The following is a 24,486-nucleotide window of genomic DNA, read 5'->3' as shown; positions in this document are numbered from 1 at the left end:
CATACTACCCTCCTTGGTGGGGGGGTTGGCCCTCCTTCGTGTCTGCTTCCCCCCCCTCCCCCCCCGCCCCAAACCCCCTCCCCCTGTTTTTTCTCCCCTTCTCCAACCCCCAAGACCCCCCCCAACCGCCTGGTCGGCAGGGGTCAGAGGGTCGCGCGGACCTCGCGGGCGGCGGCGACGAGGTGGGCGAGCGCCGGCTCGACCTCCGCGTACCGGCGGGTCTTCAGCCCGCAGTCGGGGTTGACCCACACCAGCGCCGGGTCGATCGCCTTGACGGCGAGCGTCAGCAGCTCGGTGACCTCGGCAGGCGACGGCACGCGCGGGGAGTGGATGTCGTAGACGCCCGGCCCGATGCCGCGCGAGTACCCGGCGTCGGCGAGCTCGGGCACGATCTCCATCCGCGAGCGGGCCGCCTCCACCGACGTGACGTCGGCGTCGAGGCCGTCGATCGCGCCGATGACCTCGCCGAACTCCGAGTAGCACAGGTGCGTGTGGACCTGCGTCGCCGCCTGGACGCCCGACGTCGCGAGCCGGAACGACCCGACCGACCAGTCGAGGTAGGCGGGCTGGTCGGCGCGGCGCAGCGGCAGCAGCTCGCGCAGCGCGGGCTCGTCCACCTGCACGATGCCGATGCCCGCGGCCTCCAGGTCCGCGATCTCGTCGCGCAGGGCCAGGCCCACCTGGTTCGCGGTGTCGCCGAGCGGCTGGTCGTCGCGCACGAACGACCACGCGAGGATCGTCACCGGGCCGGTGAGCATGCCCTTGACCGGCTTGTCGGTGAGCGACGCCGTGTACGCGGACCACTCGACGGTGATCGGCGCCGGGCGCTGCACGTCCCCCCACAGGATCGGCGGGCGCACGCAGCGCGAGCCGTACGACTGCACCCAGCCGTTCGCCGTCACCGCGAACCCGTCGAGCTGCTCGGCGAAGTACTGCACCATGTCGTTGCGCTCGGGCTCGCCGTGCACCAGCACGTCGAGGCCCAGCTCCTCCTGCAGGGTCACGACGCGCCCGATCTCCTCCCGCATCGCGGCGGAGTAGTCGGCGTCGGCGAGCTCGCCCTTGGTCCACGCGGCGCGGGCCTTGCGGATCTCGGGGGTCTGCGGGAACGAGCCGATCGTCGTCGTGGGCAGCGGCGGCAGGTTCAGCCGCGCGGCCTGGGCGGCCGCGCGCTCCGCGTACGGGCCGCGGGCGAAGTCGGCGTCGGTGAGCGCCGCGGCGCGGTCGCGCACCTCGGGCACGACGACGCCGGCCGCCGTCGCGCGCGAGGCCACGGCCGCGGACGACGCGGCGAGCGCGTCCTCGACGGCCGCGCGACCGTCCGTGAGGGCGCGGGCCAGGGTCGCGACCTCGCCCACCTTCTGGTCGGCGAACGCCAGCCAGTCGCGCAGGCGCGGGTCGAGGGTGGTGCCCGCCGCGTGCTGGTCGTACACCTCGTCCTCGACGTCGTGCGGCACGTGCAGCAGCGACGTCGACGTGCCGACGGCGAGGGCGACGGCGCCGAGGCCCCGCAGCGACTCGACCGCGTCGAGCTTGGCGGCCAGGTCGGCCCGCCACACGTTGTGGCCGTCGATCACCCCGGCGACGAGGGTCTTGCCCTCGAGGCCCGGCACCGGCCCGGCGGGCACGGCGCCCTTGACCAGGTCGATCGCGATCGCGTCGACGTCGGTCGCGGCGAGGAGCGCGAGGGCGTCCTCGTGCAGGCCGCCGAACGGCGCCGTCACCAGGATCGCGGGCCGCTCGCCCGAGTCCTCGGAGTCGGCGTCGTCGGTGGCCGTCGCAAGGTCGGTCGCCAGGGCGCGGTAGGCGGACGCGATGGCCGCGTGCAGGCGCTCGGCCGGCACGTCGAGGGAGTCAGTGACGAGCGCGGGCTCGTCGAGCTGCACCCACGGCACCCCGACCGCGGCCAGCGCGCGCAGCAGGTCGGCGTACGCGGCGACGACGTCGTCGAGCCGGTCGAGCGGGTGGAACCCGTCGCCCGCCTCGTCGGCCGCCTTGGACAGGGCGAGGAACGTCACCGGGCCCACGAGCACGGGGCGCGTGGTGACGCCGGCCTCCTTGGCCTCGGCGTACTCGCGCACGATGCGGTGGTCGGCGAACGAGACCGGCGTCGTCTCGCTGATCTCGGGGACCAGGTAGTGGTAGTTGGTGTCGAACCACTTGGTCATCTCGAGCGGGGCGTCCTCGCCGCGGCCGCGGGCCACGGTGAAGTAGCCGTCGAGCTCGAGCGAGCCGTCCTCGTCGTCGAGCAGGTCGCGGAACCGCTCGGGGACGGCGCCGAGCAGCGCGACGACGTCGAGCACCTGGTCGTAGTAGGAGAACGACCCCGGCACGGAGCCGTCGTCGGGGTTCAGCCCGCGCTCGACGAGGCGGCGGGCGGTCTCGCGGCGCAGCGCGCCGGCCGTGACCTCCAGGTCGACGGCGTCGGTGTGCCCGGCCCAGAACGACTCGACGGCCTTCTTGAGCTCGCGGCGACGCCCGATGCGCGGGTAGCCGAGGATCGTGCCGCCGGGAAATGCCGCGGCGGGGGTGGTGCTGGTGGTGGACATGAGCACTCCAGAGTTCGGGCTCCGCTCAGACGGCGGGAGCCTGGGTCGGGATGCTCGGTACCCACGGCCTTCTGGCCAGGTCCGCGCCGTCCGACGTGACGTCGGCCGGCGCCGGTCCGCCGAGGTGGACACCCTCGAGCAGGTCCAGAGCGGGACGGTACTTGTTGAACGTGTACACGTGGATGCCGGGGGCGCCCGCGTCGAGCACGCGCTGGGCGAGCTCGACGGCGCGCGCGGTCCCGTAGGCGTGCTGCGCCTCCGGGTCCCCCGCGGCGTCGAGCGCGTCCAGCAGGTGCCGGGGCGCGCGGACGCCGGTGAGCTCCTCGACGCGACGGAGCCGGCGCGGCTCGGTCGTGGGCAGCTGCCCCGCGAGGATCGGGATCGTCACCCCGGCCGCGCGGGCCTCGGCGACGAAGTCGGTGTAGGAGTCGGCCTCGTAGAACAGCTGCGTGATGGCGAAGCTCGCCCCCGCGTCCTGCTTCTCCTTGAGGCGCCGGACCTCCTGGGCCCGGGTGGTGCCGGCCTGCACGTTGCCGTCGACGAACGTCGCGACGGCGATCGTCATCGGGCGGGCGGCGCCGCGCAGGGCGGCCCCGGGGTCGGTCGCGCAGCGCCGCGCCTCGACCTCGCGCAGCAGGTGCACGAGCTCGATCGAGGATGCGACGCCGTCGGCGGGCGGCTCCCAGTCAGGCTGGTCCTTCGGCGGGTCGCCGCGCAGGGCGAGGAACGCGCGGGTGCCGGCGTCGAGGAAGTCGTCGATGACGGCGGACACGTCCTCGCGGTGCGCGCCCACGCAGGTCAGGTGCGCCACCGGCAGGACGGGCGTGCCCTCGAGCAGGGTCGCGACGACCTGGCGGGCGGTCGCCCGGTCACCGCCGCCCGCGCCGTACGTCACGGACATGAAGTCCGGTCGTGCGGCGACGAGCCGGCGCGCCGTCTCCCAGAACTTGGGCGCGGCGTCCGGCCGGCGCGGCGGCATGAGCTCGAACGAGACCGTCGGGCGTGCCGGCAGCGCCGGGTGAACTGCCGGCTGAGCTGCCGGGGTGGGCGAAAAGGATGCCTCTGCGACCATGCGTCACTCCATCGATCCTGGCGTGAGCACCTTCGTCCTCGGGAGGCTTCCGTCGGAGAACGGGTTGCTGCGGCGTCGTCGAGCCAGGACTCTCGGCCGCTCTGGATGGCTTGTCACGCGATCGTACGCAGCATCCGCGATACGGGCGAGGATGAGACCGCCTGCTGAGACGATCGCGGATGCCGGGCGGGCGGGAACGCCCTGCTCAGGGCACCAGCACGACCTTGCCGCCGGCTTGGCCGCTCTCGACCAGAGCGTGCGCACGGGGCGCGTCGGCCAGCGGGAGCACCGCGCCGACGGTGGTCACGAGGTCGCCGCGGGCGAGGGCGTCGACGGCCTCGGCGAGCTCGCCGGCGTCGCGCTCGGACCGCCAGCTGGCCTCGACGCCGAGGTCTGCCGCGGCGTCGTCGGCGATGGTGACGATGCGCTCGGTGCCGCCGCGCAGGGTGATCGAGTCGGGCAGCACGCCCGCGCCGGTGGTGTCGAGGACGGCGTCCACGCCGTCGGGGGCGAGGGCGCGGACCCGCTCCACGAGCCCTGCGCCGTAGGTGGTGGGTGTCGCGCCGAGGGCGGCGACGCGCTCCTGGTTCCGCGGCGACGCCGTACCGATCACGCGGGCGCCGCGGCGCACGGCGAGCTGGACGGCCAGCTCGCCCACCGACCCCGAGGCGCCGTGCACGAGCAGCGTCTCGCCGGGCCGGACGTCGAGGAGGCGCAGCACGCGGGTCGCGGTCTCGGCGGCGACGGGGAGCGTGACGGCGTCGGTCGCGGCGAGCCCGGCGGGCACGCGGGCGAAGACCGACGTCCGGGTGAGCTCGGCGTACCCGCCGCCGACGGCGAAGCCCACGACGCGGTCGCCGGGCGCGACGCCGGCCACGCCGTCCCCGACCTGGTCGACGACCCCCGCCACCTCCAGGCCCGGCACGACGGGCGACGTCGGCGGCGGGCCGCCGGTCGTGCCGGCGCGGGACTTCACGTCCCAGCCGTTGACGGCCGCGGCCTCGACGCGCACGCGCACCTGGCCGGGCCCGGCCTGAGGGTCGGGGGCGTCGGCGAGATGCAGCACCTCGGGGCCGCCGTGGGACTCGAACACGATCGCGCGCACGCGCCCATCCTGGCCCGGCCGGCACCGTCGCGCGCGCCGCTCAGCAGCAGCGCGAGCCGGGGTTGCGGTCCTGCTCCGCGTAGTGCTCCCGCCAGAACTCGCGCTCGCCCATCGGCGCGCGGCCGGGGTGGGCCGACCGCTCGTGCGCGACGTACGTCGCGTAGGCGTCGTCGCCCATCACCTGGCGCACGTACCAGCGCAGGCTCGCCCACCCCGCCGACGCCGCCCGGGCCAGCGCCCGGGCGACGTCGTGCACCCTGCCGGTGCGGGGCTCAGTGGTGCCCGGCACCGCTGGACTCCCGCAGGCCGGCGTCGGCCCACTCCTTCTCGATCCGCTTCTCGGTCGACGAGGCGAACAGGCCGGCCGGGGCGAACCGGCGCGACGCGACGGGCGCGTCCTCGTGGTTCTCGCCGCCGCCGGTGCGGAACGCCCTGATCGTCACGACCAGCGACGCGAGGATCACGACGATCGACAGCACCACGAACACGATCGACAGGGTGCCCTGCACGAAGGTGTTGCGGACCACGGCCTCCATGGCCGCGACGTCGGGCGCGGTGCCGAACGACGTCTCGCCGGCGGCGAGCGCGTCCTTGAACGCCCGGTGCTGCGCCCAGTACCCCACCGCGGGCACGTCCGAGAAGATCTTCTCGAACGACGCCCAGATGGTGATCAGCGCGGTGAAGGCCAGCGGCAGGGCCACGATCCACAGCCACCGCCAGTACGCGCGGCCCCGCTTCGCGACGATGGCGAGCACGACGGCGAGCGCGATCGCGGCCAGCAGCTGGTTCGCGATGCCGAACAGCGGGAAGAACGTGTTGATGCCGCCGAGCGGGTCGGTGACGCCCAGATACAGGATCGTCCCCCAGCCCGCGACCATGATCGCGGTGCAGACCCACACCCCGGGTCGCCAGCTCATGTCCTTGAACCGCGGTGCCACGTTGCCGATGGTGTCCTGCAGCATGAAGCGGGCCACGCGGGTACCGGCGTCGACCGCGGTGAGGATGAACAGCGCCTCGAACATGATCGCGAAGTGGTACCAGAAGCCCATCATCGCGGTGCCGCCCACCAGCTGGTGCATGATGTGCGCCAGCCCGAGCGCGAGCGTCGGGGCGCCGCCGGTGCGGGACACGATCGACGGCTCGCCCACCTGGGTCGCCAGGGTGCTGAGCATGTCGGGCGTGAGGTTGACGCCGGCGAGGCCGAGCGAGTTCACGAACGCGACCGCGCCCTCGATGGTGCCGCCGGTGGCGGCCGCCGAGGAGTTCATCGCGAAGTACACGCCGCGGTCGATCGAGATCGCGGCGACCAGCGCCATGATCGCGACGAACGACTCCATGAGCATGCCGCCGTAGCCGATGAAGCGCGTCTGGCGCTCCTTCTCCACGAGCTTCGGCGTCGTGCCCGACGAGATGAGCGCGTGGAACCCGGACAGGGCGCCGCACGCGATCGTCACGAAGAGGAACGGCCAGAGGTTGCCGGACACCACCGGGCCGGTCTCGCCGCTCGCGAACTCGCTGATCGCGGGCACGTTGATCTCGGGCCGCACGATGACGACGGCGCCGGCGAGCACCACGATGACGCCCACCTTCATGAAGGTGGACAGGTAGTCGCGCGGGGCGAGCAGCAGCCATACGGGCAGCACGGCGGCCACGAAGCCGTAGACGATGACGCCGACGGCGATGGTGGTGCGGTCGAGGTGGAAGAACTCCGCGCCCCACGCGGTGTCGGCCACCATGCCGCCGCCGACGATCGCGGCGAGCAGCAGGACGAAGCCGATGAGGGAGACCTCGGTGATCTTGCCCGGGCGCAGGTACCGCAGGTAGACGCCCATGAAGAGGGCGATCGGGATCGTCATGGAGACGCTGAACACGCCCCACGGGCTCTCGCCGAGGGCGTTGACGACCACGAGGGCGAGGATCGCCACGATGATGATCATGATCAGCAGGGACGCGACGATCGCGGCCACGCCGCCGATGCGGCCCAGCTCCTCGCGCGCCATCTGGCCGATGGTGCGGCCGCCGCGGCGCATGGAGAAGAACAGCACCGTGTAGTCCTGCACGGCGCCCGCGAGCACCACGCCGACGATGATCCAGATGGTGCCCGGCAGGTACCCCATCTGCGCGGCGAGCACCGGGCCCACCAGCGGGCCGGCGCCGGCGATGGCGGCGAAGTGGTGGCCGAACAGCACGCGGCGGTCGGTGGGGACGAAGTCCTTGCCGTCCTCGCGTGTCTCGGCGGGGGTGGCGCGGCGGTCGTCGGGGCGGGTGATGTACCGCTCGATGACCTTCGAGTAGAAGCGGTACCCGATGAGGTACGTGCACACCGACGCGAAGACGAACCAGATGGCGTTGATGGTCTCGCCGCGCACCAGCGCGATCATGACCCACGCGACGCCACCGAGCAGCGCGATCGCCGCCCAGAGCGCGATCTTCGCGGGTGTCCAGCGGGGCTTCAGGTCCTCGGCGGGAACCGCCGTCGGGGGGAGCGCGGGGTCGGGGACGATCTCGTCCGTCGCCGTGGTGGCTCCGGGATCTGCTGACAAGGTGAGCCTCCAAGGCGTCGCGTCGGCGGGACCCGACACAGGATAGGGGGTGAAGAAAGGGTGACGGAACGCCCGGAGCCTGGACGATGTGGCGGCGGCCGTGGTAACCCGGCCTGGTCCCGCGGCGGAGCACGCGACGCCGTAGCCTGACGTGCATGGACACCGAAGAGCGCCTCGCCGTCTTCCTCGACTACGAGAACCTGGCGCTCGGCGCCCGCGACCACCTGGGCGGCATGCAGTTCGACTTCAAGCCCATCGCCGACGCGCTCGCCGTCCGCGGCCGTGTGGTGGTGCGGCGCGCGTACGCGGACTGGTCGTACTTCGACGAGGACCGGCGGATGCTGACCCGCCACCAGGTCGAGCTCATCGAGATGACGCAGCGGATGGGCGCGTCCCGCAAGAACGCCGCCGACATCAAGATGGTGGTCGACGCGATCGAGATGGCGTTCGAGCGCGAGTACATCACCACGTTCGTCATGTGCACGGGCGACTCCGACTTCTCCCCCCTCGTCCACAAGCTGCGCGAGCTCGACAAGAAGGTCATCGGCGTCGGGGTGGAGAACTCCACCTCCCGCCTGCTGCCGCCGGCGTGCGACGAGTTCCTCTTCTACGACCGGCTCGAGGGCGTCGACGTGCCCGACGAGTCCGAGGCGCCCGCCCCGAAGCGTTCCGGCCGGGGCGCCGGCAAGGGTTCCGCGCGGTCCGGTGGCGGCCGTGGCGGCCGCGCGAAGGCCCCGGCCCCCGCGGAGGCGCCGGTCGAGACCCCTGACGAGACCCCGTCGGAGGCGCCCGCCGAGACCGCGACCGCGGCGTCGGGTACGACGACGCGCGGCCGCCGCAAGAAGGCGCCGACGGCGGAGGCCCCCGTCGTCGAGCCGGTCGTGGAGCCGGCCGCCGAGCGCGAGGGCGACGTCGAGCAGGAGGACGCCGCGGCCTCCGCGGGCGAGGACGCGCCGATGGAGGTCAGGGTGGCGCAGACGCTCGCCGACCTGCTGGCCTCGACGAGCGGCTCGGTCACGGCGTCGATGCTCAAGCGCACCCTGGTGCGCAAGGACCCCACGTTCAGCGAGTCCGACTACGGCTTCCGCACCTTCGGGGAGTTCCTGCGCTTCCTGGCGGACCGCGACTTCGTCGTGCTGTCCGCAGGCCCGTCGACCGGTGACCCGGAGGTGGCGCTGCCGGAGCAGCAGGACACCGAGGGCGCGTTCGACCTGCTGCGCCAGGTGGTGCGCGACGCGGGCGGCAGCGCGCCGCTGTCCGGGCTGAAGAACGAGGTGCGCAAGCGCCGCCCCGACTTCTCGGAGAAGGCGCTCGGCTACCGCGGGTTCCTGCAGTTCGCGAAGGGTGCTGCTGCCGCCGGCGCCGTCGCCCTCGCGTGGGACGACGACGCCGACGACTACCTGCTGACCGCGAGCTGACCGCCCGCGTGGGTCGGGCTCAGCGCCCGACGAACGCGAGCAGCGCGGCGTTGACCTCGTCCGCGTGCGTCCACAGCAGGCCGTGCGGCGCGCCCTCGACCTCGACGTACTCGGCGTCGGGCACGGCGGCGTGGAAGCGCCGGCCCGAAGCGTCGATCGGCAGGATGTTGTCCTTCGTGCCGTGCAGGATCAGCGTCGGCTTGCCCGCGTCGCGCACGGCCTCGACGTCGGGCCGGAAGTCCTCGATCCAGGTGGGGACGACGGCGTAGGCGGCGACGGGGGCCGAGCCGACCGCGGTGATCCAGTTGGCGCGCACGACCTCCTCGGAGATCCGCGTGCCGAGGTTCTCGTCGAGGTTGTAGAAGTCCTTGTAGAACTGCGTGAACCAGGCGTAGCGGTCGCCGCGGGCGGCGTCCACGATGCCGTCGAACACGGACTGCGGCACGCCCTCGGGGTTGTCGTCGCGCTGCACCAGGAACGGCTCGAGCGACGCGAGGAACGCGAGCTTGGCGACCCGCTCGTGCCCGTGGTTGCGGACGTACCGGGCGAGCTCGCCGGTGCCCATGGAGAAGCCCACGAGCACGACGTCCCGCAGGTCGAGCGTGGTCAGGACGGTGTCGAGGTCCTTCGCGAACGTGTCGTAGTCGTACCCGGAGCCGACCTTGCTCGACGCGCCGAAGCCGCGGCGGTCGTAGGTGATGACGCGATACCCGGCGGCGAGGAGCTCGCGGGTCTGGAGCTCCCAGCTGTGCCCGTCGAGCGGGTACCCGTGCACGAGGACGACCGGCTGACCGGAGCCCTGGTCCTCGTAGTAGAGCTCGACGGCCGTGCTGTTCTCCTGCCCGACGGTGATGTAGCCCATGGTGCGCCCCTTCGAAAGAGGGGGAGAACGGTCGTTCTCCCGTTGTTCGCTACAGTAGAGAACGATGGTTCTCCCCGCAAGGGGAGGGCGGCGACGAGAGGGTGAACGATGCTCGACGAGAAGGCGGCGCGCGACGCGGTGGTCGTCGCCGCCGACCGGCTGTTCTACGCGCGCGGCGTCCAGGCCGTGGGCATGGACGCCGTGCGCGCCGAGGCCGGGGTGTCCCTCAAGCGGATCTACGGGCTCTTCCAGTCCAAGGAGGACCTGGTGGTCGCGGTGCTCGCCCTGCGCACCCGGCAGTGGACGCAGGGGGTGGAGCGCGCGGCCGCGACGGCCACCACGCCGCGCGACCGGATCCTCAGCGTCTTCGACTTCCTCGACGCCTGGTTCCGGGAGGACGGGTTCCGCGGGTGCGCGTTCATCAACTCCTTCGGCGAGCTCGGCGCCACCTCGCCCCGCATCGCGGAGGCCGTGCGGGGGCACAAGGAGGCGTTCCGGGAGCACGTCCTCGCCCTCGTCCGCGAGGCCGGGCTGCCCGACGCCGTCGCGCTGCAGGTCGTGCTGCTCGCCGAGGGCGCACAGACCACCGCCGCGATCACCCACGACGTCGGCGTCGCCCGCGAGGCACGCCGCGCCGCCGAGTCGCTGCTCGCCGCGGAGACGGCGCAAACGCCCTGATCACACGCCCGCGAGGGCGGCCTCGGCGGGCCAGGGCGGAGCAGGGGGCACAATGGTGCGGTGACCTATCGGTTCCTGCGCCTCGTCCTGTCGCTCCTGGTGTACGTGCTCCTGCGCCCCCAGGTGACGGGACTGCACAACATCCCGCGGCGCGGTCCGGTGATCCTCGCGAGCAACCACCTGTCGTTCATCGACTCGATCATCATCCCGCTCGTCGTGCCCCGGCACGTCACCTTCATCGCCAAGGCGGAGTACTGGACGGGCCGAGGTCTCAAGGGCCGCGTCTCCCGCTGGTTCTTCACCACGATGGGCCACATCCCCGTGGACCGCGAGGACCCGCGCGCCGGCCAGCGGTCGCTCGACGACGCGCTCGTCGTGCTCAAGCGCGGCGGCGCCTTCGGCATCTACCCCGAGGGCACCCGCTCCCGCGACGGCAAGCTGCACCAGGGGCACACCGGCGTCGCCTGGCTGGCGCTCGCCGGCTCGGCGCCCGTCGTCCCGGTGGCCCTGCGCGGCACCGACAAGGTGCAGCCCGTCGGCAAGCGGCTCCCGCGGCCGACCCGCGGCATCCAGGTGCACTTCGGCGCCCCGATCGACCCGTCGCGCCAGCTCACGGCCGGCGCCCGCCCGGCCCAGGTGCGTCGTGAGCTGACCGACCACGTGATGTCGTCCATCCACAAGATGAGCGGCCAGGAGCTCGCCGCGTGACCCACCCCTCGCCCCCGTCTCGGTCGAAGGGGGAGGAGGTGCAGCGCCTCTTCGACACGGTCCCCGGCTACTACGACCGGATGAACCGCCTCATGACGATGGGGCGGCACGCCGCCTGGTGCCGCGACGTCGCGCGCCGCGCGCAGGTCCCCGCGGGCGGGTCGCTGCTCGACATCGCCACCGGCACCGGCGTCATCGCCCTCGAGGCGGCCCGCCAGTACCCGGGAGCCACCGTCCACGGCGTCGACTTCTCCGAGGGGATGCTGGAGGGCGCGCGCGCCAAGCCAGGCGCCGACGCCGTGACCTGGCAGTTCGCCGACGCCAACGCCCTGCCCTACGACGACGCGTCGTTCGACGCGGTCACCCACGGCTACCTGCTGCGCAACGTCGAGGACGCCGAGCGCGTGCTCGCCGAGCAGCTGCGCGTGCTGAGGCCCGGCGGCCGTCTCGTGCTGCTGGAGACCTGCCCGCCGCGCGGACTGCTGCGAGTCCCCGTCACGCTGGGCGTCAAGGTCGTCGTGCCGCTGCTGGGGCAGCTCGTGGCCCGCGACAAGAAGTCGTACACCTACCTCGAGGAGAGCACCCTCGGGTTCATGTCCCCCGAGCAGGTCGCCTCGATCCTGTGGCGGCTCGGCTTCGACGACGTCACCTGGCGCCGCCGGTTCCTCGGCACCCACATGATCGTGAGCGCCCGCAAGCCGTAACGGCGGCGGGGCTACCGCGCCCGTCGCCGGGCGAGCACCGCGAGCGCGGCGGCCAGGCCCGCGACGGCGAGGCAGACGAGGCCCGTGAGCATCGCCTGGTTGCCGGAGTACAGCAGCCTCGCGATGTCCCAGTACGGCCCCTCCTTGGCGGCCTCGTCCACGGTCGGGTAGTAGACGCGCTCCGCGATGTACCAGTGGTTGGCCCAGATCCCGACCTGCCAGGCGCCGACGGCGAAGGCGAGCGTCGCGACCACGGCGCACCACGACGCCGTCCGGCCCGCCAGGGTCCCCCGCCTGTGGGCCGCGCCGTCCGCCGTGCCGATCGCCCGTGCCATGCAGGACCTCCCCGTCGTGAGCCCGGAGCCCTGACCGTAGCGGGTGGCGATGGGCGGCAGGGTGCTAGTGCCGCGCATCGCGCGCGTCGATCAGGAAGTCCAACGCCGCGACTGCGGCTTCCGGGTCGAGCGAGCGGCGCCACTCGGCCGCGCTGATTCGGTCCTTCGCGCGGCGGAGACGGCGGTGGTCCTTCGGGCGTAGCTGAGCGGCGTACTGCACGTGCAGTCCGGCAAGCGCCATCGCCGTGCACAACGACACGATGTCGGCGCGGTGCCGTTCCGGAGCGCGCTTGTCGCGTACCGCCGCGGACGCCTTCATCACCAGCGACCCCAGGACGTTCGGCCGGGGAACGAAGCCTCGCGTGCCATCGGTGAGCGACACCCTGAGAAGTTCCGACCGCGCGAGCGCCTGTTGCACGGCCGGGAGTTCGACGCTCCGGCGGCGGTTGACGGCCCTGGGCACTGACGTCTGGCGGCCGGCCTCCTCGGGAACCATCAGGTCGATCCTCGAGGAGTCGAGCTCCCGCCGGTAGGACAGCTGCTCTCCCGAGGCGAGCGATGTCGGCGTCACGTCCTGGTAGCCGAGCTTCCCCAACGCCCGGGTCACTTCTCGCAGGCCTTCACGGCGAGTGAAGACGTTGATCGCTACGTCAGCGTCTTCCGTGGCCCGCATGACCGGTACGCCCGTGCTCGATGCAGTGCAGCATCACCGCCAGGCCGCCCACGAGAGTCCACGGGCCAGGCACGGTCTCCTCGAGGTCGAACAGCGTGCGCATCGCCCCCTCGAGCTGTCCGGTGACGGCAGGCAGCGCGACTTCGCGCGCAGCCGCCGGGAACCGAGGGGGCTGTGATCGCAGCGCATGCGCGACGACGCTCGGCGCGGCCGGTGGCCACTCCCCGGCCTTGGTGTCGATCAGGGTGAGCAGGGCCAGGCGATCGTCGTGTGTTGCCGGTGCCTGCCGTACGAGGCCGACCAGCTCCCGCAGGGTGCTGCCGTCGGGTGTGGCTGAGGCAAGCAGAAGCGCCGCCTCGTTCTCGTCCAGCCGGGTCAGCGTCACCAGGATCCGGAGGAGTCCGTCGTCATCAGTCACCACGCCGCGTGGCACCGTGCCGTCCGTCATTGCGCCGGGCGCCGGCTGACGCGCCACCACGCCTCCTGCTCCACGTGGAGGATCAGGTCCTCGCCTGCAGCGCGAGCACGCGGGTCGTCCTCCAGCATGAGATCGCGCGCCACGATGAGGCGAAAGGCGTTCCGGCCGTCGGCACTGATGCGGTCGACGTCCGCACCAGGCACGGAGATCGTCACATTGCCAGCACTCGAGCGCAGCAGCCCGAGCCCGCGCGTGAGCTCGATGGCGACGTCGGCGTTGGCGACCCACACGTCCGCGCCTGGCGCGCCGGTGAGCCTGTCGCCCACCACGTTCGTCGCCGACGCCCCGGTGCGCACGGTGTGCGGGCTGTCCAGGAGCGCGTCGACCTGCGCGGGCCCCGCACGAAAACGCGCGCGCGCCCCGGCGGCAGCAAGCTGCGCGCGCCACGCGCCCGTGGGCGCCGCTTCACTGCTCAGACGGGCGCGCAGCCGCGACAGCTCGTCCGCACGCAGCCACGTGGGCCGCACCCCGTCCCCGAGCGCCGCGGCTGCCCATGCGATGCGTGGTGACATGGCGCGTACGTGCTTGGGCCGGTACCGGCGGGCGAACGCATCGACGTCTCGCTCGGACAGGACGTAGACGCCGCCGACCTTCTCGGCCGGCAGGGCGCCGGCCTTGATGAGGCTGCGCACGCGGCGGTCGGTCACGCCGAGGTCGCGTGCCACGTCCGCCACTGCCATACCCATGACACTGATGGTCCGCTTCCGGTATATCAGTGTCAAGATCTACGTCCTGCTCGCCGTCGTCCTGATCACCGCGGCGGCGCGGCGAGCAGCACGACGTGCAGTGCCTGATGCGCGGTCCCCCGGGCGGGGGAGGCGCCGCGCCGCGCCGGTCGGCAGACTGGCGGCATGCCGGGGCGGACGACGACGGGTGGGCGGCGCACGTTGCGCTGGGCGCTGTCGCCGCTGACCAGCGCGTCGACCGTCCGGGCGGGCGTGTACCTCGTCATCGGCGGCGTGCTGGCGGGGGCCTACTTCGCGCTCGCGGCCGGGTTCGTGCAGATGTTCGCCGACCCGGCGACGCCGCGGGTCGCCGTCGGGGTGCTGGCGCTGCTGACGGCGGTCATCGTGGGGGCGCCGCCGTTCCTCGCGCCCGTGCGGGCGCTGGAGGTCGCCGCCGTGCGGACGTTCCTCGACGTCGACGCCCGCACCCTGCCCGATCCCGTCGGTGCGCCCACCGTCGCGACCCGCTGGCGCGGGGCCGCCTGGTTCGCGCTGCACCTCGTGCTCGGCGCCCTGGTCACGGTGGGGCTGCTGGTCGCGGTGCCGCTCGCCACGCAGCTGGTGCTGTCCGCGTTCGGCGTCGACCGGGCGTTCCTCGTGCAGATGGGCCCGACGTTCGCCGCCAACCCCGTCGGGTGGCTGGCGCTCGGCGTGCTGGCGCTGGTCGCGCTGCCGTACGGCACGGCGCTCGCGCGACGCCTGCTGCGGCAGTCGGCCGAGCCGCTGCTCGGTCCGGACCAGACGGCGCGGATCGCGGAGCTCGAGGCGCGGGCGGACCGGCTCGCCGAGCGCGGCCGCCTCGCCCGCGAGCTGCACGACTCCGTGGGGCACGCGCTGACGGTCACCACGCTCCAGGCGGCGGCCGCCGCGCGCCAGGTCGAGACGGACCCGGACGCCGCCCGGCGGTCGCTCGCCGCCATCGAGGAGGCGGGCCGGAGCGCGATGGCGGACCTCGACCACGTGCTCGGGCTGCTGCGCGGCGGCGAGGCGGCCGCGGGAACTCGCCGCGCGCCCGCCCGGTCGCTGGACGACCTGCCCGTGCTCGTCGCCGACGCCCGGCACGCCGGGACCGACGTCCGCCTCGACCTGGACGCCGGCACCGCCGGCTCGCTGCCGCGCGCGACGTCGCACGAGGCGTACCGCGTGGTGCAGGAGGCGCTGACCAACGCCGTCCGGCACGCCCCGGGCCGGCCCGTGACGGTGTGGGTGTCCGTCGACGACCGCACCCTCGACGTCGCGGTGGCGAACCCGCTGCCCGACGCGCCGTCGCCGGCCACGCCGTCGCCAGGCGGCGGCCGCGGGCTGCACGGGATGGCCGAGCGGGTCCGCCTGCTGCGCGGCGAGCTCGAGGCCGGGCCGCGCGACGGCACCTGGGTGGTGCGGGCGCGATTTCCCGTCGACCGGGAACGCGGTGCCTCGGCATGATCGCGCGATGGACGAGCTCTTCGGTGGGGACTGCGCGGCCTGCGGCCACCCGTGGTCGTGGCACCCGGTCGCCCTCGCCGGCCTGCGCGGATGCGTCCTCTGTGTCGAGGAGGAGGACCACGACCAGCGGGACGACATCTGCGCCCATTGGCCGCCGGACGCCGAGATTCCCGCCGCCGAGGTCGTCCGCGCCACGGTGCGCCGCGGACGCTGGGGGTGGGGCCGACTGACGTTCGTCCTGCCCGACGGCAGTACCTGGGCGGTCGCGCGCCGTGGACACTGGACGGTGCCCGACGACGTCGCACGGGTCGAGCACGAGCTGGTGACCACGACCCTCGGCGCGTTCTGGGAGCGGCACTACCTCGGGTTCCGCTGAGCCGTGCGCCACGCCGCCCGCGCCGGCGCCGGTCCGTGTCCGCCGGCGATGCGGCAGGATCGACGGCGTGACCGTGCCTACCGACACCGCCGTCGTCCGTGTCGTCCTCGTCGACGACGAGCCGCTGGTGCGCGCGGGCCTGCGCGTCATCCTCGACACGGAGCCGGACCTGGAGGTCGTGGGGGAGGCGGGCGACGGGTCCGAGGTGCCGCAGGTGGTGGCGCAGGCCCGGCCCGACGTGGTGCTCATGGACGTGCGCATGCCGCGGGTGGACGGGATCGCGGCCACGCGGGCGGTGGTGGGGGCGGGCCGACCGGGCGAGCGCGCGCCGCGCGTGCTGGTGCTGACCACGTTCGAGAACGACGACCACGTGCTCGACGCCCTGCACGCGGGCGCGCAGGGGTTCCTGCTGAAGCGGGCCCGTCCCGACGATGTGGTGCACGCGGTGCGGCTGGTGGCGCGCGGCGACTCCCTCCTGTTCCCGGACGCCGTCCGGCGCCTGGTCGCCGCGCACGGCCCGGGCGGCTCGGCCGGGGACGCCCTCCGGTCGGCCGGCCTCACCGAGCGCGAGGCGGAGGTGCTGCGGCTCGTCGCCGCCGGACTGTCGAACGCGGAGATCGCGGGCGAGCTGTACCTCGGCGTCGAGACGGTGCGCACGCACGTCGGCAACGTCCTCGCGAAGCTGCAGGTGCGCGACCGCACGCAGGCGGTCGTGCGGGCCTACGAGTCCGGGTTCGTGCCGGTCGGTCGGGACTGAGCCCGCCGCCGCCACCGGTGGAGCGCCGCCGCGGCGAGGAGAGCGCCCGCCGCGGCCCCGATCGTGTTCGACAGCCAGTCGTTCGTGTCGCAGGACCGGCCGATCGCGGGCACCAGCGCCTGGACCGCCTCGATCGCCGCGGAGGTGGCCGACCCCGCGAGCAGCGCGAGCACCGGCCGGCGGAGCGCCACGGCCGCCAGGTAGACCGGCGGCACGAACAGGACGACGTTCGCCAGCAGCTCGACCCGGCCCGGCGTGGGCAGCGCCCAGCCCACGGCGCACCGCTCGAACAGCTCCCGGTCCACGGGCACCAGCGTCAGCAGCGCGACCGGGACGAGCGACAGCGCGGCCAGGACGGCGGCCGCCCGCGGTCGGTCCGCGAGCCACGGCCCGGCGAGCCATCCCACGGCCGCCAGGGCGACCAGCGCGACGGGGGACAGCCACGGGTGGGCGACGAGGACGGTCGAGATCACGGGCCCCAGTATCCCGGCGCTCGCGGCTCGCCGACCTTCTCGATCAGCCCGGCGGTTGCGTCGTTGCCCGCCTCGCAGACGAGGTCGGAGTCGTCCATCCCGGCCGCGCCGCGAGGCGGCGGACCCGCAGCACCGCGACGACGACGGCGACGAGCGATCCGACGACGGGCAGCACGGCGGCCATGACGACGACCGTGATGCGTTGCAGCCGGCTGAGGTGACGGTCCGTCGTCGCCCACAGGGCAGAGGCGAGTCCGAGACCCCAGACGGCGAGGAGCAGACCTTCGACGGTGTTGACGGACATCATCGGAGGACCTCGGCCAGTCGGGCGCCGAGCGCCGTGCCGTCGGCGCCGTGCACCAGCGGCGCACCGGGGGCCGGTCGGCCGCCGGCGGCGCGCGGGCGGGCACCGTCGACCTGCCGGATGGCGATGGCGACGACCCGCCCCGGCCAGCGCGCGGACGCGCGCACGTACACGTCCTCGTCGAGCTGCCCGGCGTCGCCGACCAGCAGCCACCGCACCCGGGGGAACGCGACCATGAGCCGGTCGAGGCTGTCGCCCTTGTGCTGCGGGCCGCTGCGGAACCAGCCGGTCTGCGTGGGCCCCCAGTCGGTGAGCAGCAGCGGGCCGGGCGGGAAGCCGTGCCGGTCGAGGAAGCGGGCCAGCGTGCCCGCGGTGTTCCACGCGCCGTTGGACAGGTAGACGAACGGCGCGTCGGGGTGCTCGGCGGCGAGCCGCCGGTACAGCTCCGGCATCCCGGGGACGGGACGACGGGCGCTCGCGCGGGTGACGAACGTGTTCCACGCCGCGACGAACGGCCGCGGGACGGCCGTGACCATCGTCGTGTCGTCGATGTCGCTCACGACGCCGAACGTCGCGTCGTCGCCGACCACGACGACGGGCGCGGTGACCGGGGCGGCGACGTCGGCCCCGGTGCGCAGGGCGGTCAGGGTCGCGTCGTGCCGGCCGGGCGGCAGGGGGGCGTCGTCGGGCAGCGCCACCTCGACGTCGACGTACCCGGCGCGGTCGGTCACGACGTCGACGACGGCGCCGCCCACGGCGACACGCACCGGCTCGCCGGGCGCCGGCAGCGTGAGGTAGCTCCGCAGCGGGCGCCGGTCCGCGTGCTGGACCGGGGAGAGCGGACCCCGCACGCGCGACGGCGGCACCAGCAGCACCCGCGCCAGCACCCGCACGCTGCGCGGCGTGCCGTAGCCCGTGGACGCGAGCACGCGCGGCACCCAGCCGCGGCGGCGCAGGAACGCCCCCGCCACGGCGCACCACCAGTCCTCGACCAGCGCCGCGACGTGCGGTCGCTGCGTGGGTCTCGCGTCGGAGTGCTGCGTGGCGGGGGCGTGCGGGCCGGGCATGTCCCGATCGTCCCTGCTCCGGGCCGGTCGCGCCCGTCGTCGCGTGTTCAGACCACGACCAGCGCCGCGATCCGCCACAGCCCGTTGAGCGTGGACCCCACGATGTCGAGGTCCGCGCCGCGGCCCGACGCTCCGCCGTCCAGCTCGAACGAGAACCAGACGAACGACCGGCTCGGCAGGCTGGTGTCGCCGGAGGCGCCGAGTACCGTGCCGCCCTCGGAGATCGTGGTGATCCCCGCGTCGGTGAGCGAGTCGCCGCTGAGCACCCACACGGTGTGCTTCCCCGCGGGCACGGGGATCCGCAGCGAGCTCGGCTTCACCTTCTGCATCACGATGTCGCGACGCAGGGCGTCGGCGTTGCCGCGGTCGCGGTGGTCCGGCTTGTCGCCGGTCCACCCGTAGCCGGCGGCCTCGGAGAACACGTCCTGCGGGGAGAGGCGGGTGTATCCGGCCACGAGCGGGCTGGACGGGGTGCCCGCGTCGAACGCCAGGGCGGCGTCGTCGGCGTGCGGGGTGGTGATGACCTCGACCGCGCGGCCGCGCTCGACCTCCTCGTCGCCGCTGATCAGGCGCACCTCGACGACGGCGAGGGTGGGCGCGGCCGGGGGAGTGGCGGCCACCGTCACCTCGACGTCCTGTCCGGCGGGCACCGTGACGGTCGTGTCCGAGGCGGTCCAGCCGTCGGGGACGACCAGCGACGCCGTGACCTCGCGGTCCGCGGTGCCCGTGTTGCGCACCTGGACGGTGACGTCGTTCGGGCGGCCCGTCCACCACACCGGCTCCGCGATGGCCCGCAGCGCGAGCAGCGACGGCTCCGGCGCGTCGGCGTCCGCGATCGTGAGCGCGGTGAGGCGCCACGGCCCGCCCTGTCCCGTGAGGGTGAGGTCCGCCGTCCGGCCCTCGGCGCCGCCGTCGAGCGGGAGGTCGAGCCACGCGAACGCGCCGGCGTCGAGCTTCTCGCCGGTGGCGACCGTGGTGCCGTCCACGGCGACCCGGGTGGCGGAGGCCGCGGACCCGGTGTCGCCGACCAGCAGCCGCGCGGTGTGGGTGCCCGGTGGCACCGCGACCCGGAGCACCCGCGCGGAGCTGTGGAACAGGTGGTCGCGCAGCAGGGGGTCGCCGCCGCGGTCGCGGGCCGAGGGGGCGGAGCCCACCCACCCGAACCCGGCCGCCTCGGACCACGCCGACGCGGGCGTCAGGGCCGTGTACCCCGGCGCCGGCACGCCGCCCGCGGGGCCGCCGTTGAGCGCCAGGTGGCAGCGGGCGCCCGCGGGCGCCACGACCAGCGTGGTGCCCCGCCCGTCGAGCCGCTGCAGCGCCGGCGCCACGTCGACGTCGAACGGGACCGCGTCCGCCTCGAGCGGCGGCGCGACCGGCACGTCCACCTCGACGGTCTCCGCGGACGCCGCGCGCCGCGTCGCCGGCTCCGTGGCCCAGCCCGACGGCGCGGTCAGCGTGACCGTCGTGTCGTGCGCCCGTGCGGAGGCGTTGGTGACCGCGACCGGCAGCAGGTTCTGCCGGCCACCGAGCAGCAGGCGCGACCCGGCCGGCGCCACCTGGAGCCACTCGCGCCGCTCGTCGACCACGCGCCCCTGGTCGAAGAAGAACCCGACCACGACGTCGCGCCACAGCGTGGCGTGCGCGACCTGCGCCGCGAAGCTCGCCGCGACGTCGTCGTGCCGCTGCCCGTCGACCTTCCCGGCCAGCGACCGCCACGCGTCCGCGAACCCGGCGGCGTGCTCGACGCCGGTGAAGTGGGTGTCGTACAGGTGCTGGATGACGGTCTTGCCGGACCGCAGCCGGTGGCCGTACGGCACCCAGTGCATGAAGAGGAGCAGCTCGTCCGGGCACTCCTCGAGGGAGCCGTAGACGTCCGCCCACCCCGGCGGGTAGAGGCCGGTGAACCCGCTCCCGGTGGCCGCGGTGCGGTCGAACCCGGTGCCCTCCGACGTCGTGTGGTGCGACTGGTAGAGGGTGCTCAGGGGGTCCGGGTCGAGGTGCGACCCGCCCGGGTTGGTGAGGTACCCGAGCCCGAGCGGAGACGAGTAGTCCTCGTAGGTCGCGCGCGAGCGCATCAGCACGTCGACCACGGTGGCCGTGACCACGTCGTCGGTGCCGAAGGTCAGGCGCACCCACTCGGTGGCGAGGTCGCGCGGGTCGGCCCCCGGGTCCCAGCACAGCCGCCCGAAGGCGTACGTGTTGGCGGCGCCGAGCTGGTAGCCGGTCCAGTCCCGGTCGTCGCCGAAGCTGCTCACCCCGGCGATGCCGGCGTGCCGCGCCTCGACCGGTCCCGCGGTCACGACGTCCGCCACGGTGGGCCCCGTGCCCGGGCCGCCGGTCCGGAACGAGAGCACCTCCCGCCACATCGGGGCGAGGTAGCAGGCGTGGATCTCGTGGCCCGTGTACTCCTGCGTGAGCTGGAGCTCGAGCATCTGGTGGGTGTCGCGGAGCTCGCCGAACAGCGGGTGCACGGGCTCGCGCACCTGGAAGTCGATCGGCCCGTACTTGGTCTGCACGATGACGTTGTCGTCGAACTCGCCGTCCAGCGGCGCGAACTGCCGGTACTGGTACTCCGCCCAGTCGCCGAAGTCCTCGTGCACGAAGCTGCGCCAGATGACGAGCCCGTCGTGCGGCGCGAGCGCCTCGGCCAGCATGTTCGCGCCCTCGGCGTGGGTGCGCCCGTAGTCCAGCGGGCCGGGGCGTCCCTCCGAGTTCGCCTTGACCAGGAACCCGCCGAAGCCGGGCAGGGCCGCCACGATCTCGGCGCACTTGTCCCGCCACCAGGCCCGGACGCGAGCGTCGGCCGGGTCGGCGGTGGTGATCGGGTCGGCGTCGTCCGCCGTGAGGAGCATCGGGCTGGCGTAGTTCACCGACACCCACAGCGAGATCCCCCACGACGCGAACAGCTTCGCCAGGGGCGCGAGCCGGGGCAGCATGTCGCTCGTGATGAAGCCGACGTTGGCGTTGACGTTGTTGACCACCGAGGCGTTGACGCCGACCGACGCCATGGCCCGCGCGTAGTCGACCACCCGGTCGGAGACCTCCGGCAGGGCGTCCCAGTCGAAGATCGACGTGCCGGCGTACCCGCGCTCGATGGACCCGTCGAGGTTGTCCCAGTGGTTCATCATGCGCAGCGGGGTGCGCGGGGACTCGTCGGCGGACAGCCTCGCCAGCGGCGTCTCGAGCTGCAGCAGCCGGACCAGGTGGAACGCCCCGGCGAGGACGCCGCGATCGGTGTTGCCCGCGACCACCACGCGCCGTCCGCCGCCCGGAAGCCCCGTCGTCGTGATGACGAAGCCCTGGTCGCCGACCTTCTTCAGGCGCCCCCGGCCCACGCTGGTGCGCACGACCGACGACCCCTCGAGCGTGCCGAGGACGACGGCGGCGCGGGCGGCGCCCGTCGTCGCGGGCGCCGTCCCGGTGAGGCCCTCGATCGCGCGCCGCACCTCCGCCTCGGCGTTCGCCAGCACCGCGCCCGCACCCTGCCGGGCCACGCTGGTGAGCGCGGCCCGGTACTCGCGCAGGCGGCCGGGGTCGGCCGTGAGGTGGTAGCGGAGCCACAGGTCGTAGCCGTCCTCGTCCGCGAGCCCCGCCGGGGCGGCGAGCGCGGTGGCGGCGCCCCAGGGCGCCATCGTCGCGGCGAACGCGAGGGCGGACGCCTGCAGCACGGAGCGTCGGGAGACCTCGCGCTCCCGCGCGATCCCGTGGCCGCTCACCGGTAGAACCGCACGTAGTCGAACTCCGCGGTCAGGCCCTTGCCGGCGAGGGAGACGAGGCCGATCCGCGGCTCCTGCCCGGCGGGCAGGTGCCAGACCCCGCCCCACACGTAGTGCCGGCCGTCGCGGCTCGTCGCCGCCCGGAACAGGTGCTCGCCGGTCTTCGGGTCCACCGTGTGCCGCAGGCGGAGCCACATGGTGTCGGCCGACGGGCCGATCTGCATCTCCGGCCAGCTGTCGCGGTCGCGGCCGATCCACAGGAACACCTGCCGCGACGGGCCGGTGCGCGTGGGTGCCAGGTGGATGGAGTCCGCCGGGCTCTGGAACGCGATGAGGCCGGCCTGGCTGCGGCCGTCGGGGGCGTCGGTGATCGGCAGGTGCAGCTTGGTCTCCGCCGTGTACGTGCCGGTCGGGGCGTCGCGCAGCAGCGCCGACGCCATCGTGCCCTTGCCGGAGAAGTCCGCGTCCTGCGTGGGCCACACGTACTCGCCGTCCGCGACCTTGCCGTCGGCCGGGCCGAACCACGACCAGCCGTCGAGGTCCGCGTCGTCGAACTCCTCGCCGTACTCCGTGAGCTCCGGCCCGACCTCCGGGTCGGCCACCTTCTCGGTCACCGGCGTGTAGAGCGTGGTGACGCCCACGTTGTCGGCCTCGCCAGAGCCCCGCGTGGACGCGGCGCCGCCGCGGTCCCACGAGCGCGGCACGTCGACCGACAGCTCGGCCAGCGGGATGCCGAGCAGGTCCGCGCTGATCTCCACGTCGGCCCTGCCGTCGCGGACCTGCGCGGTGAGGGAGTGCCAGGTGCTCAGGTCGACGCCGTCGTCCAGGCGCACCGTCCCCTTCTGCACGACGGCGCCGTGCCGGGTCAGCTCGACGGACAGCCGGCCGGAGGCGTCGAGCCAGGCGATCGCGTGGTCCCTGGACCCGTCCGACGCGAGCACCAGTCCCACGCGGCCCGCGTCGTCGCGCAGCCGGACGTCGGCCTCGATCCGCACGTCGCCCTTCGGAGCCTTGCGGGGCAGCAGCAGCTGCGGGGCCGCGCCGCGGCTCTGCGGGCGGGCGTACCCGCCGGAGTCGGCGTCGGTGCCCGTGGTCCACCTGCCCGCGCCGACGGCGTCGAAGCCGCGCAGGCCGTCGGAGAAGTCGCTGCCGGCGTCCCACGCGGCCACGGGCGCGGTCTCGACGTCGTCGCTGGTCCACTCTCCGGCGCGCACCGTGGGCCAGCCGTCGATCCAGTCGAGGCGGTCCATGACGGCGGGCCGCCCGCCCCAGCTCGGGTCGGTCTCCGTGCGGTCGAAGCCGTTGGTGAGGATCCAGTCCTGGCCGGACTTGTCCACCACGTTGGCCGAGTGCCCCGTGGACACCCACCGGTTGCCGTTGGGAGAGTTGACGATCGTGCCGCCCAGGTGCAGGCCGGTGAGCCCCACGCCCTCGGCGTCGACGAACGGGCCCATCGGGTCCTTGGCCCGGCCCACGAACACCGGGTAGGCGCCGTCGGCCTTCGCGCAGCACCCGAGGCCCGAGTAGAAGAGGTAGTACCAGCCGTCGCGCTTCACGACGTACGGGGCCTCGCCGCGGCGGGCGCCGACCACCTGCACCGAATCACCCACGACCTCGGTGCCGTCGTCGTTCAGGTGCACGGCCTGGATGCCGCCGTCCTTGAACGAGCCGTAGTAGAGGTACTTCTGCCCGTCGTCGTCGACGAAGACGGCCGGGTCGATCTGGTTGACCACCTTGTCCTGGTAGTCGTAGGGCAGCACCGGGTGGCCGATGTCCGTCCAAGGGCCGGCCGGGTCGTCCGCGGTCGCCAGCGCGATCGTGTTCTCGTCGTTGCCCGCCACCGAGTAGTAGAGGTAGTACTTCCCGTCGATGTACCGGACGTCGGGCGCCCAGTAGTACGTGGTGGCGAAGTCGCGCCACTCCGGGTGGTTGTCCGGCCCGAAGACCTCGCCCACGTACTCCCAGCTCACCAGGTCCTTCGACCGGGTGATCGGCATGAAGTACTGGTTCTCCCAGGGGCCACCCTGGTTGTCCTTGCGCATGCTCGTCTGGGTCGCGTACGCGTACCAGTACCCGTCCTTGCCGCGGATGATCGACGGGTCGGAGAACGCGTCCGCCAGGTCGTCCATGACGTGGTTCCGGTAGGTGCCGGGTGCGTCGTCGGGGTCGGCCGAGGCGGTGACGCCCGACGACGCGACGAGACCGACCGACGCGGACACCGCGACCAGCAGGGCGGCGACCCTCCCGCGGCGAAGCGTGGTAGCTCGTGACATGGGTGGGACAACTCCTTCTGCAGGGCCGGGACGGCTGTGTCCCGGACAGGTGAGGGTGTTGCTGCGCCGCGGCGCGCCGATGCGCCGAGCGGGTGGTGCCGAGCGAGTGGTGCCGAGCGGGTGGTGCCGAGCAGGGTGGGGGGACCAGGAGGCGCCCCACCCAGGGGGTCCCCCCACCCTTACGGTTTTCCTCCCCTCCGCCAACCCCCCTGGCCCCAACCTTTTCCCCTTCACGTCTTCCTCCC

General features: G+C 73.9%; 22 protein-coding genes and 1 riboswitch. Of the genes, 7 read left to right on the top strand and 15 right to left on the bottom strand.

From position 1 onward, the window contains the following. Positions 1–143: 143 nt before the first annotated feature. The 5 genes from metE to ACFVS0_RS07235 all read right to left on the bottom strand — a co-directional run bounded on the left by metE (position 144) and on the right by ACFVS0_RS07235 (position 7,269). Positions 144–2,549, bottom strand: a complete 2,406-nt coding sequence (gene metE, locus ACFVS0_RS07255) for a 5-methyltetrahydropteroyltriglutamate--homocysteine S-methyltransferase (protein WP_430587568.1) — start codon at positions 2,547–2,549, stop codon at positions 144–146. Positions 2,550–2,574: 25 nt separating this feature from the next. Continuing rightward, a complete protein-coding gene (locus ACFVS0_RS07250) occupies positions 2,575–3,621 on the bottom strand; it encodes a methylenetetrahydrofolate reductase (protein WP_430562632.1) in 1,047 nt (348 codons plus the stop codon). Positions 3,622–3,626: 5 nt separating this feature from the next. After that, positions 3,627–3,733: riboswitch (SAM riboswitch) on the bottom strand. Between the two features lie 93 nt (positions 3,734–3,826). Beyond that, positions 3,827–4,726: an NADP-dependent oxidoreductase gene (locus ACFVS0_RS07245; protein WP_430587567.1), complete on the bottom strand. Its 900-nt coding sequence runs from the start codon at positions 4,724–4,726 to the stop codon at positions 3,827–3,829. A 40-nt stretch (positions 4,727–4,766) separates the two neighbouring features. Then, positions 4,767–5,015 (bottom strand): YbdD/YjiX family protein, encoded by a 249-nt coding sequence (locus tag ACFVS0_RS07240; RefSeq protein WP_430585731.1) that lies wholly within the window; start codon positions 5,013–5,015, stop codon positions 4,767–4,769. Beyond that, complete coding sequence (locus ACFVS0_RS07235; protein WP_430587566.1) at positions 4,999–7,269, bottom strand: carbon starvation CstA family protein; 2,271 nt, start codon at positions 7,267–7,269, stop codon at positions 4,999–5,001. The genes ACFVS0_RS07240 and ACFVS0_RS07235 overlap by 17 nt, the downstream gene beginning before the upstream one ends. Positions 7,270–7,424: 155 nt before the next feature. On the opposite strand from ACFVS0_RS07235, the gene ACFVS0_RS07230 reads away from it, so the two are divergent. Beyond that, positions 7,425–8,687, top strand: a complete 1,263-nt coding sequence (locus tag ACFVS0_RS07230; RefSeq protein WP_430550809.1) for an NYN domain-containing protein — start codon at positions 7,425–7,427, stop codon at positions 8,685–8,687. A 19-nt stretch (positions 8,688–8,706) separates the two neighbouring features. Here the strand turns inward: ACFVS0_RS07230 and ACFVS0_RS07225 are convergent, their stop codons facing one another. Beyond that, entirely contained in the window at positions 8,707–9,549 is an 843-nt protein-coding gene (locus ACFVS0_RS07225; RefSeq protein ID WP_430550810.1) for an alpha/beta fold hydrolase, read from the bottom strand. A gap of 108 nt (positions 9,550–9,657) precedes the next feature. Between ACFVS0_RS07225 and ACFVS0_RS07220 the strand changes: the two genes are divergently transcribed. Genes ACFVS0_RS07220 through ACFVS0_RS07210 form a run of 3 tightly spaced genes read left to right on the top strand, consistent with a single transcriptional unit; the run spans position 9,658 to position 11,639 of the window. Beyond that, on the top strand, positions 9,658–10,227 hold the full coding sequence (locus ACFVS0_RS07220; RefSeq protein ID WP_430587565.1) for a TetR/AcrR family transcriptional regulator: 570 nt from the start codon (positions 9,658–9,660) through the stop codon (positions 10,225–10,227). 60 nt (positions 10,228–10,287) lie between these two features. After that, positions 10,288–10,935: a lysophospholipid acyltransferase family protein gene (locus ACFVS0_RS07215; RefSeq protein WP_429762715.1), complete on the top strand. Its 648-nt coding sequence runs from the start codon at positions 10,288–10,290 to the stop codon at positions 10,933–10,935. Next, complete coding sequence (locus ACFVS0_RS07210) at positions 10,932–11,639, top strand: ubiquinone/menaquinone biosynthesis methyltransferase (RefSeq protein ID WP_430585728.1); 708 nt, start codon at positions 10,932–10,934, stop codon at positions 11,637–11,639. The genes ACFVS0_RS07215 and ACFVS0_RS07210 overlap by 4 nt, the downstream gene beginning before the upstream one ends. A gap of 11 nt (positions 11,640–11,650) precedes the next feature. Here ACFVS0_RS07210 and ACFVS0_RS07205 read toward each other — a convergent pair whose 3' ends face one another. From ACFVS0_RS07205 to ACFVS0_RS07190, 4 genes are all read right to left on the bottom strand, one after another. Beyond that, positions 11,651–11,974, bottom strand: a complete 324-nt coding sequence (locus ACFVS0_RS07205; RefSeq protein ID WP_430587564.1) for a hypothetical protein — start codon at positions 11,972–11,974, stop codon at positions 11,651–11,653. 64 nt (positions 11,975–12,038) lie between these two features. Next, the gene (locus ACFVS0_RS07200) at positions 12,039–12,647 is read right to left on the bottom strand and encodes a hypothetical protein (protein WP_430587563.1); all 609 of its coding nucleotides are present in this window, start codon (positions 12,645–12,647) and stop codon (positions 12,039–12,041) included. Beyond that, complete coding sequence (locus ACFVS0_RS07195) at positions 12,625–13,125, bottom strand: hypothetical protein (RefSeq protein WP_430587562.1); 501 nt, start codon at positions 13,123–13,125, stop codon at positions 12,625–12,627. Before ACFVS0_RS07195 ends, ACFVS0_RS07200 begins: the two co-directional genes overlap by 23 nt. Beyond that, entirely contained in the window at positions 13,092–13,811 is a 720-nt protein-coding gene (locus ACFVS0_RS07190) for a helix-turn-helix domain-containing protein (RefSeq protein WP_430587561.1), read from the bottom strand. The genes ACFVS0_RS07195 and ACFVS0_RS07190 overlap by 34 nt, the downstream gene beginning before the upstream one ends. 165 nt (positions 13,812–13,976) lie before the next feature. On the opposite strand from ACFVS0_RS07190, the gene ACFVS0_RS07185 reads away from it, so the two are divergent. The 3 genes from ACFVS0_RS07185 to ACFVS0_RS07175 all read left to right on the top strand — a co-directional run bounded on the left by ACFVS0_RS07185 (position 13,977) and on the right by ACFVS0_RS07175 (position 16,408). Further along, positions 13,977–15,275 (top strand): sensor histidine kinase, encoded by a 1,299-nt coding sequence (locus tag ACFVS0_RS07185; RefSeq protein WP_430587560.1) that lies wholly within the window; start codon positions 13,977–13,979, stop codon positions 15,273–15,275. A 7-nt stretch (positions 15,276–15,282) separates the two neighbouring features. Beyond that, entirely contained in the window at positions 15,283–15,651 is a 369-nt protein-coding gene (locus ACFVS0_RS07180; RefSeq protein WP_430587559.1) for a hypothetical protein, read from the top strand. A gap of 67 nt (positions 15,652–15,718) precedes the next feature. Continuing rightward, positions 15,719–16,408, top strand: coding sequence for a response regulator (locus ACFVS0_RS07175; protein WP_430550816.1), 690 nt, complete (start codon positions 15,719–15,721; stop codon positions 16,406–16,408). Here the strand turns inward: ACFVS0_RS07175 and ACFVS0_RS07170 are convergent. From ACFVS0_RS07170 to ACFVS0_RS07150, 5 genes are read right to left on the bottom strand one after another with little or no spacing between them, the layout of a single operon-like run. After that, a complete protein-coding gene (locus tag ACFVS0_RS07170; protein WP_430562624.1) occupies positions 16,372–16,881 on the bottom strand; it encodes a VanZ family protein in 510 nt (169 codons plus the stop codon). The genes ACFVS0_RS07175 and ACFVS0_RS07170 overlap by 37 nt on opposite strands. A gap of 43 nt (positions 16,882–16,924) precedes the next feature. Beyond that, on the bottom strand, positions 16,925–17,185 hold the full coding sequence (locus ACFVS0_RS07165; protein ID WP_430587558.1) for a hypothetical protein: 261 nt from the start codon (positions 17,183–17,185) through the stop codon (positions 16,925–16,927). Then, complete coding sequence (locus ACFVS0_RS07160; RefSeq protein ID WP_430587557.1) at positions 17,185–18,252, bottom strand: App1 family protein; 1,068 nt, start codon at positions 18,250–18,252, stop codon at positions 17,185–17,187. The genes ACFVS0_RS07165 and ACFVS0_RS07160 overlap by 1 nt, the downstream gene beginning before the upstream one ends. A 47-nt stretch (positions 18,253–18,299) precedes the next feature. Beyond that, positions 18,300–21,968, bottom strand: a complete 3,669-nt coding sequence (locus tag ACFVS0_RS07155) for an alpha-glucuronidase family glycosyl hydrolase (protein ID WP_430587556.1) — start codon at positions 21,966–21,968, stop codon at positions 18,300–18,302. Next, positions 21,965–24,241 (bottom strand): family 43 glycosylhydrolase, encoded by a 2,277-nt coding sequence (locus ACFVS0_RS07150; RefSeq protein WP_430587555.1) that lies wholly within the window; start codon positions 24,239–24,241, stop codon positions 21,965–21,967. The genes ACFVS0_RS07155 and ACFVS0_RS07150 overlap by 4 nt, the downstream gene beginning before the upstream one ends. Positions 24,242–24,486: the final 245 nt, after the last annotated feature.

It is taken from the genome of Isoptericola sp. NPDC058082 (genome assembly GCF_042885055.1).
Classification (GTDB): Bacteria; Actinomycetota; Actinomycetes; order Actinomycetales; family Cellulomonadaceae; genus Isoptericola.
The sequence above is the reverse complement of the archived record's forward strand: the minus strand, read 5'-3'. Positions and strand labels throughout refer to the sequence as shown.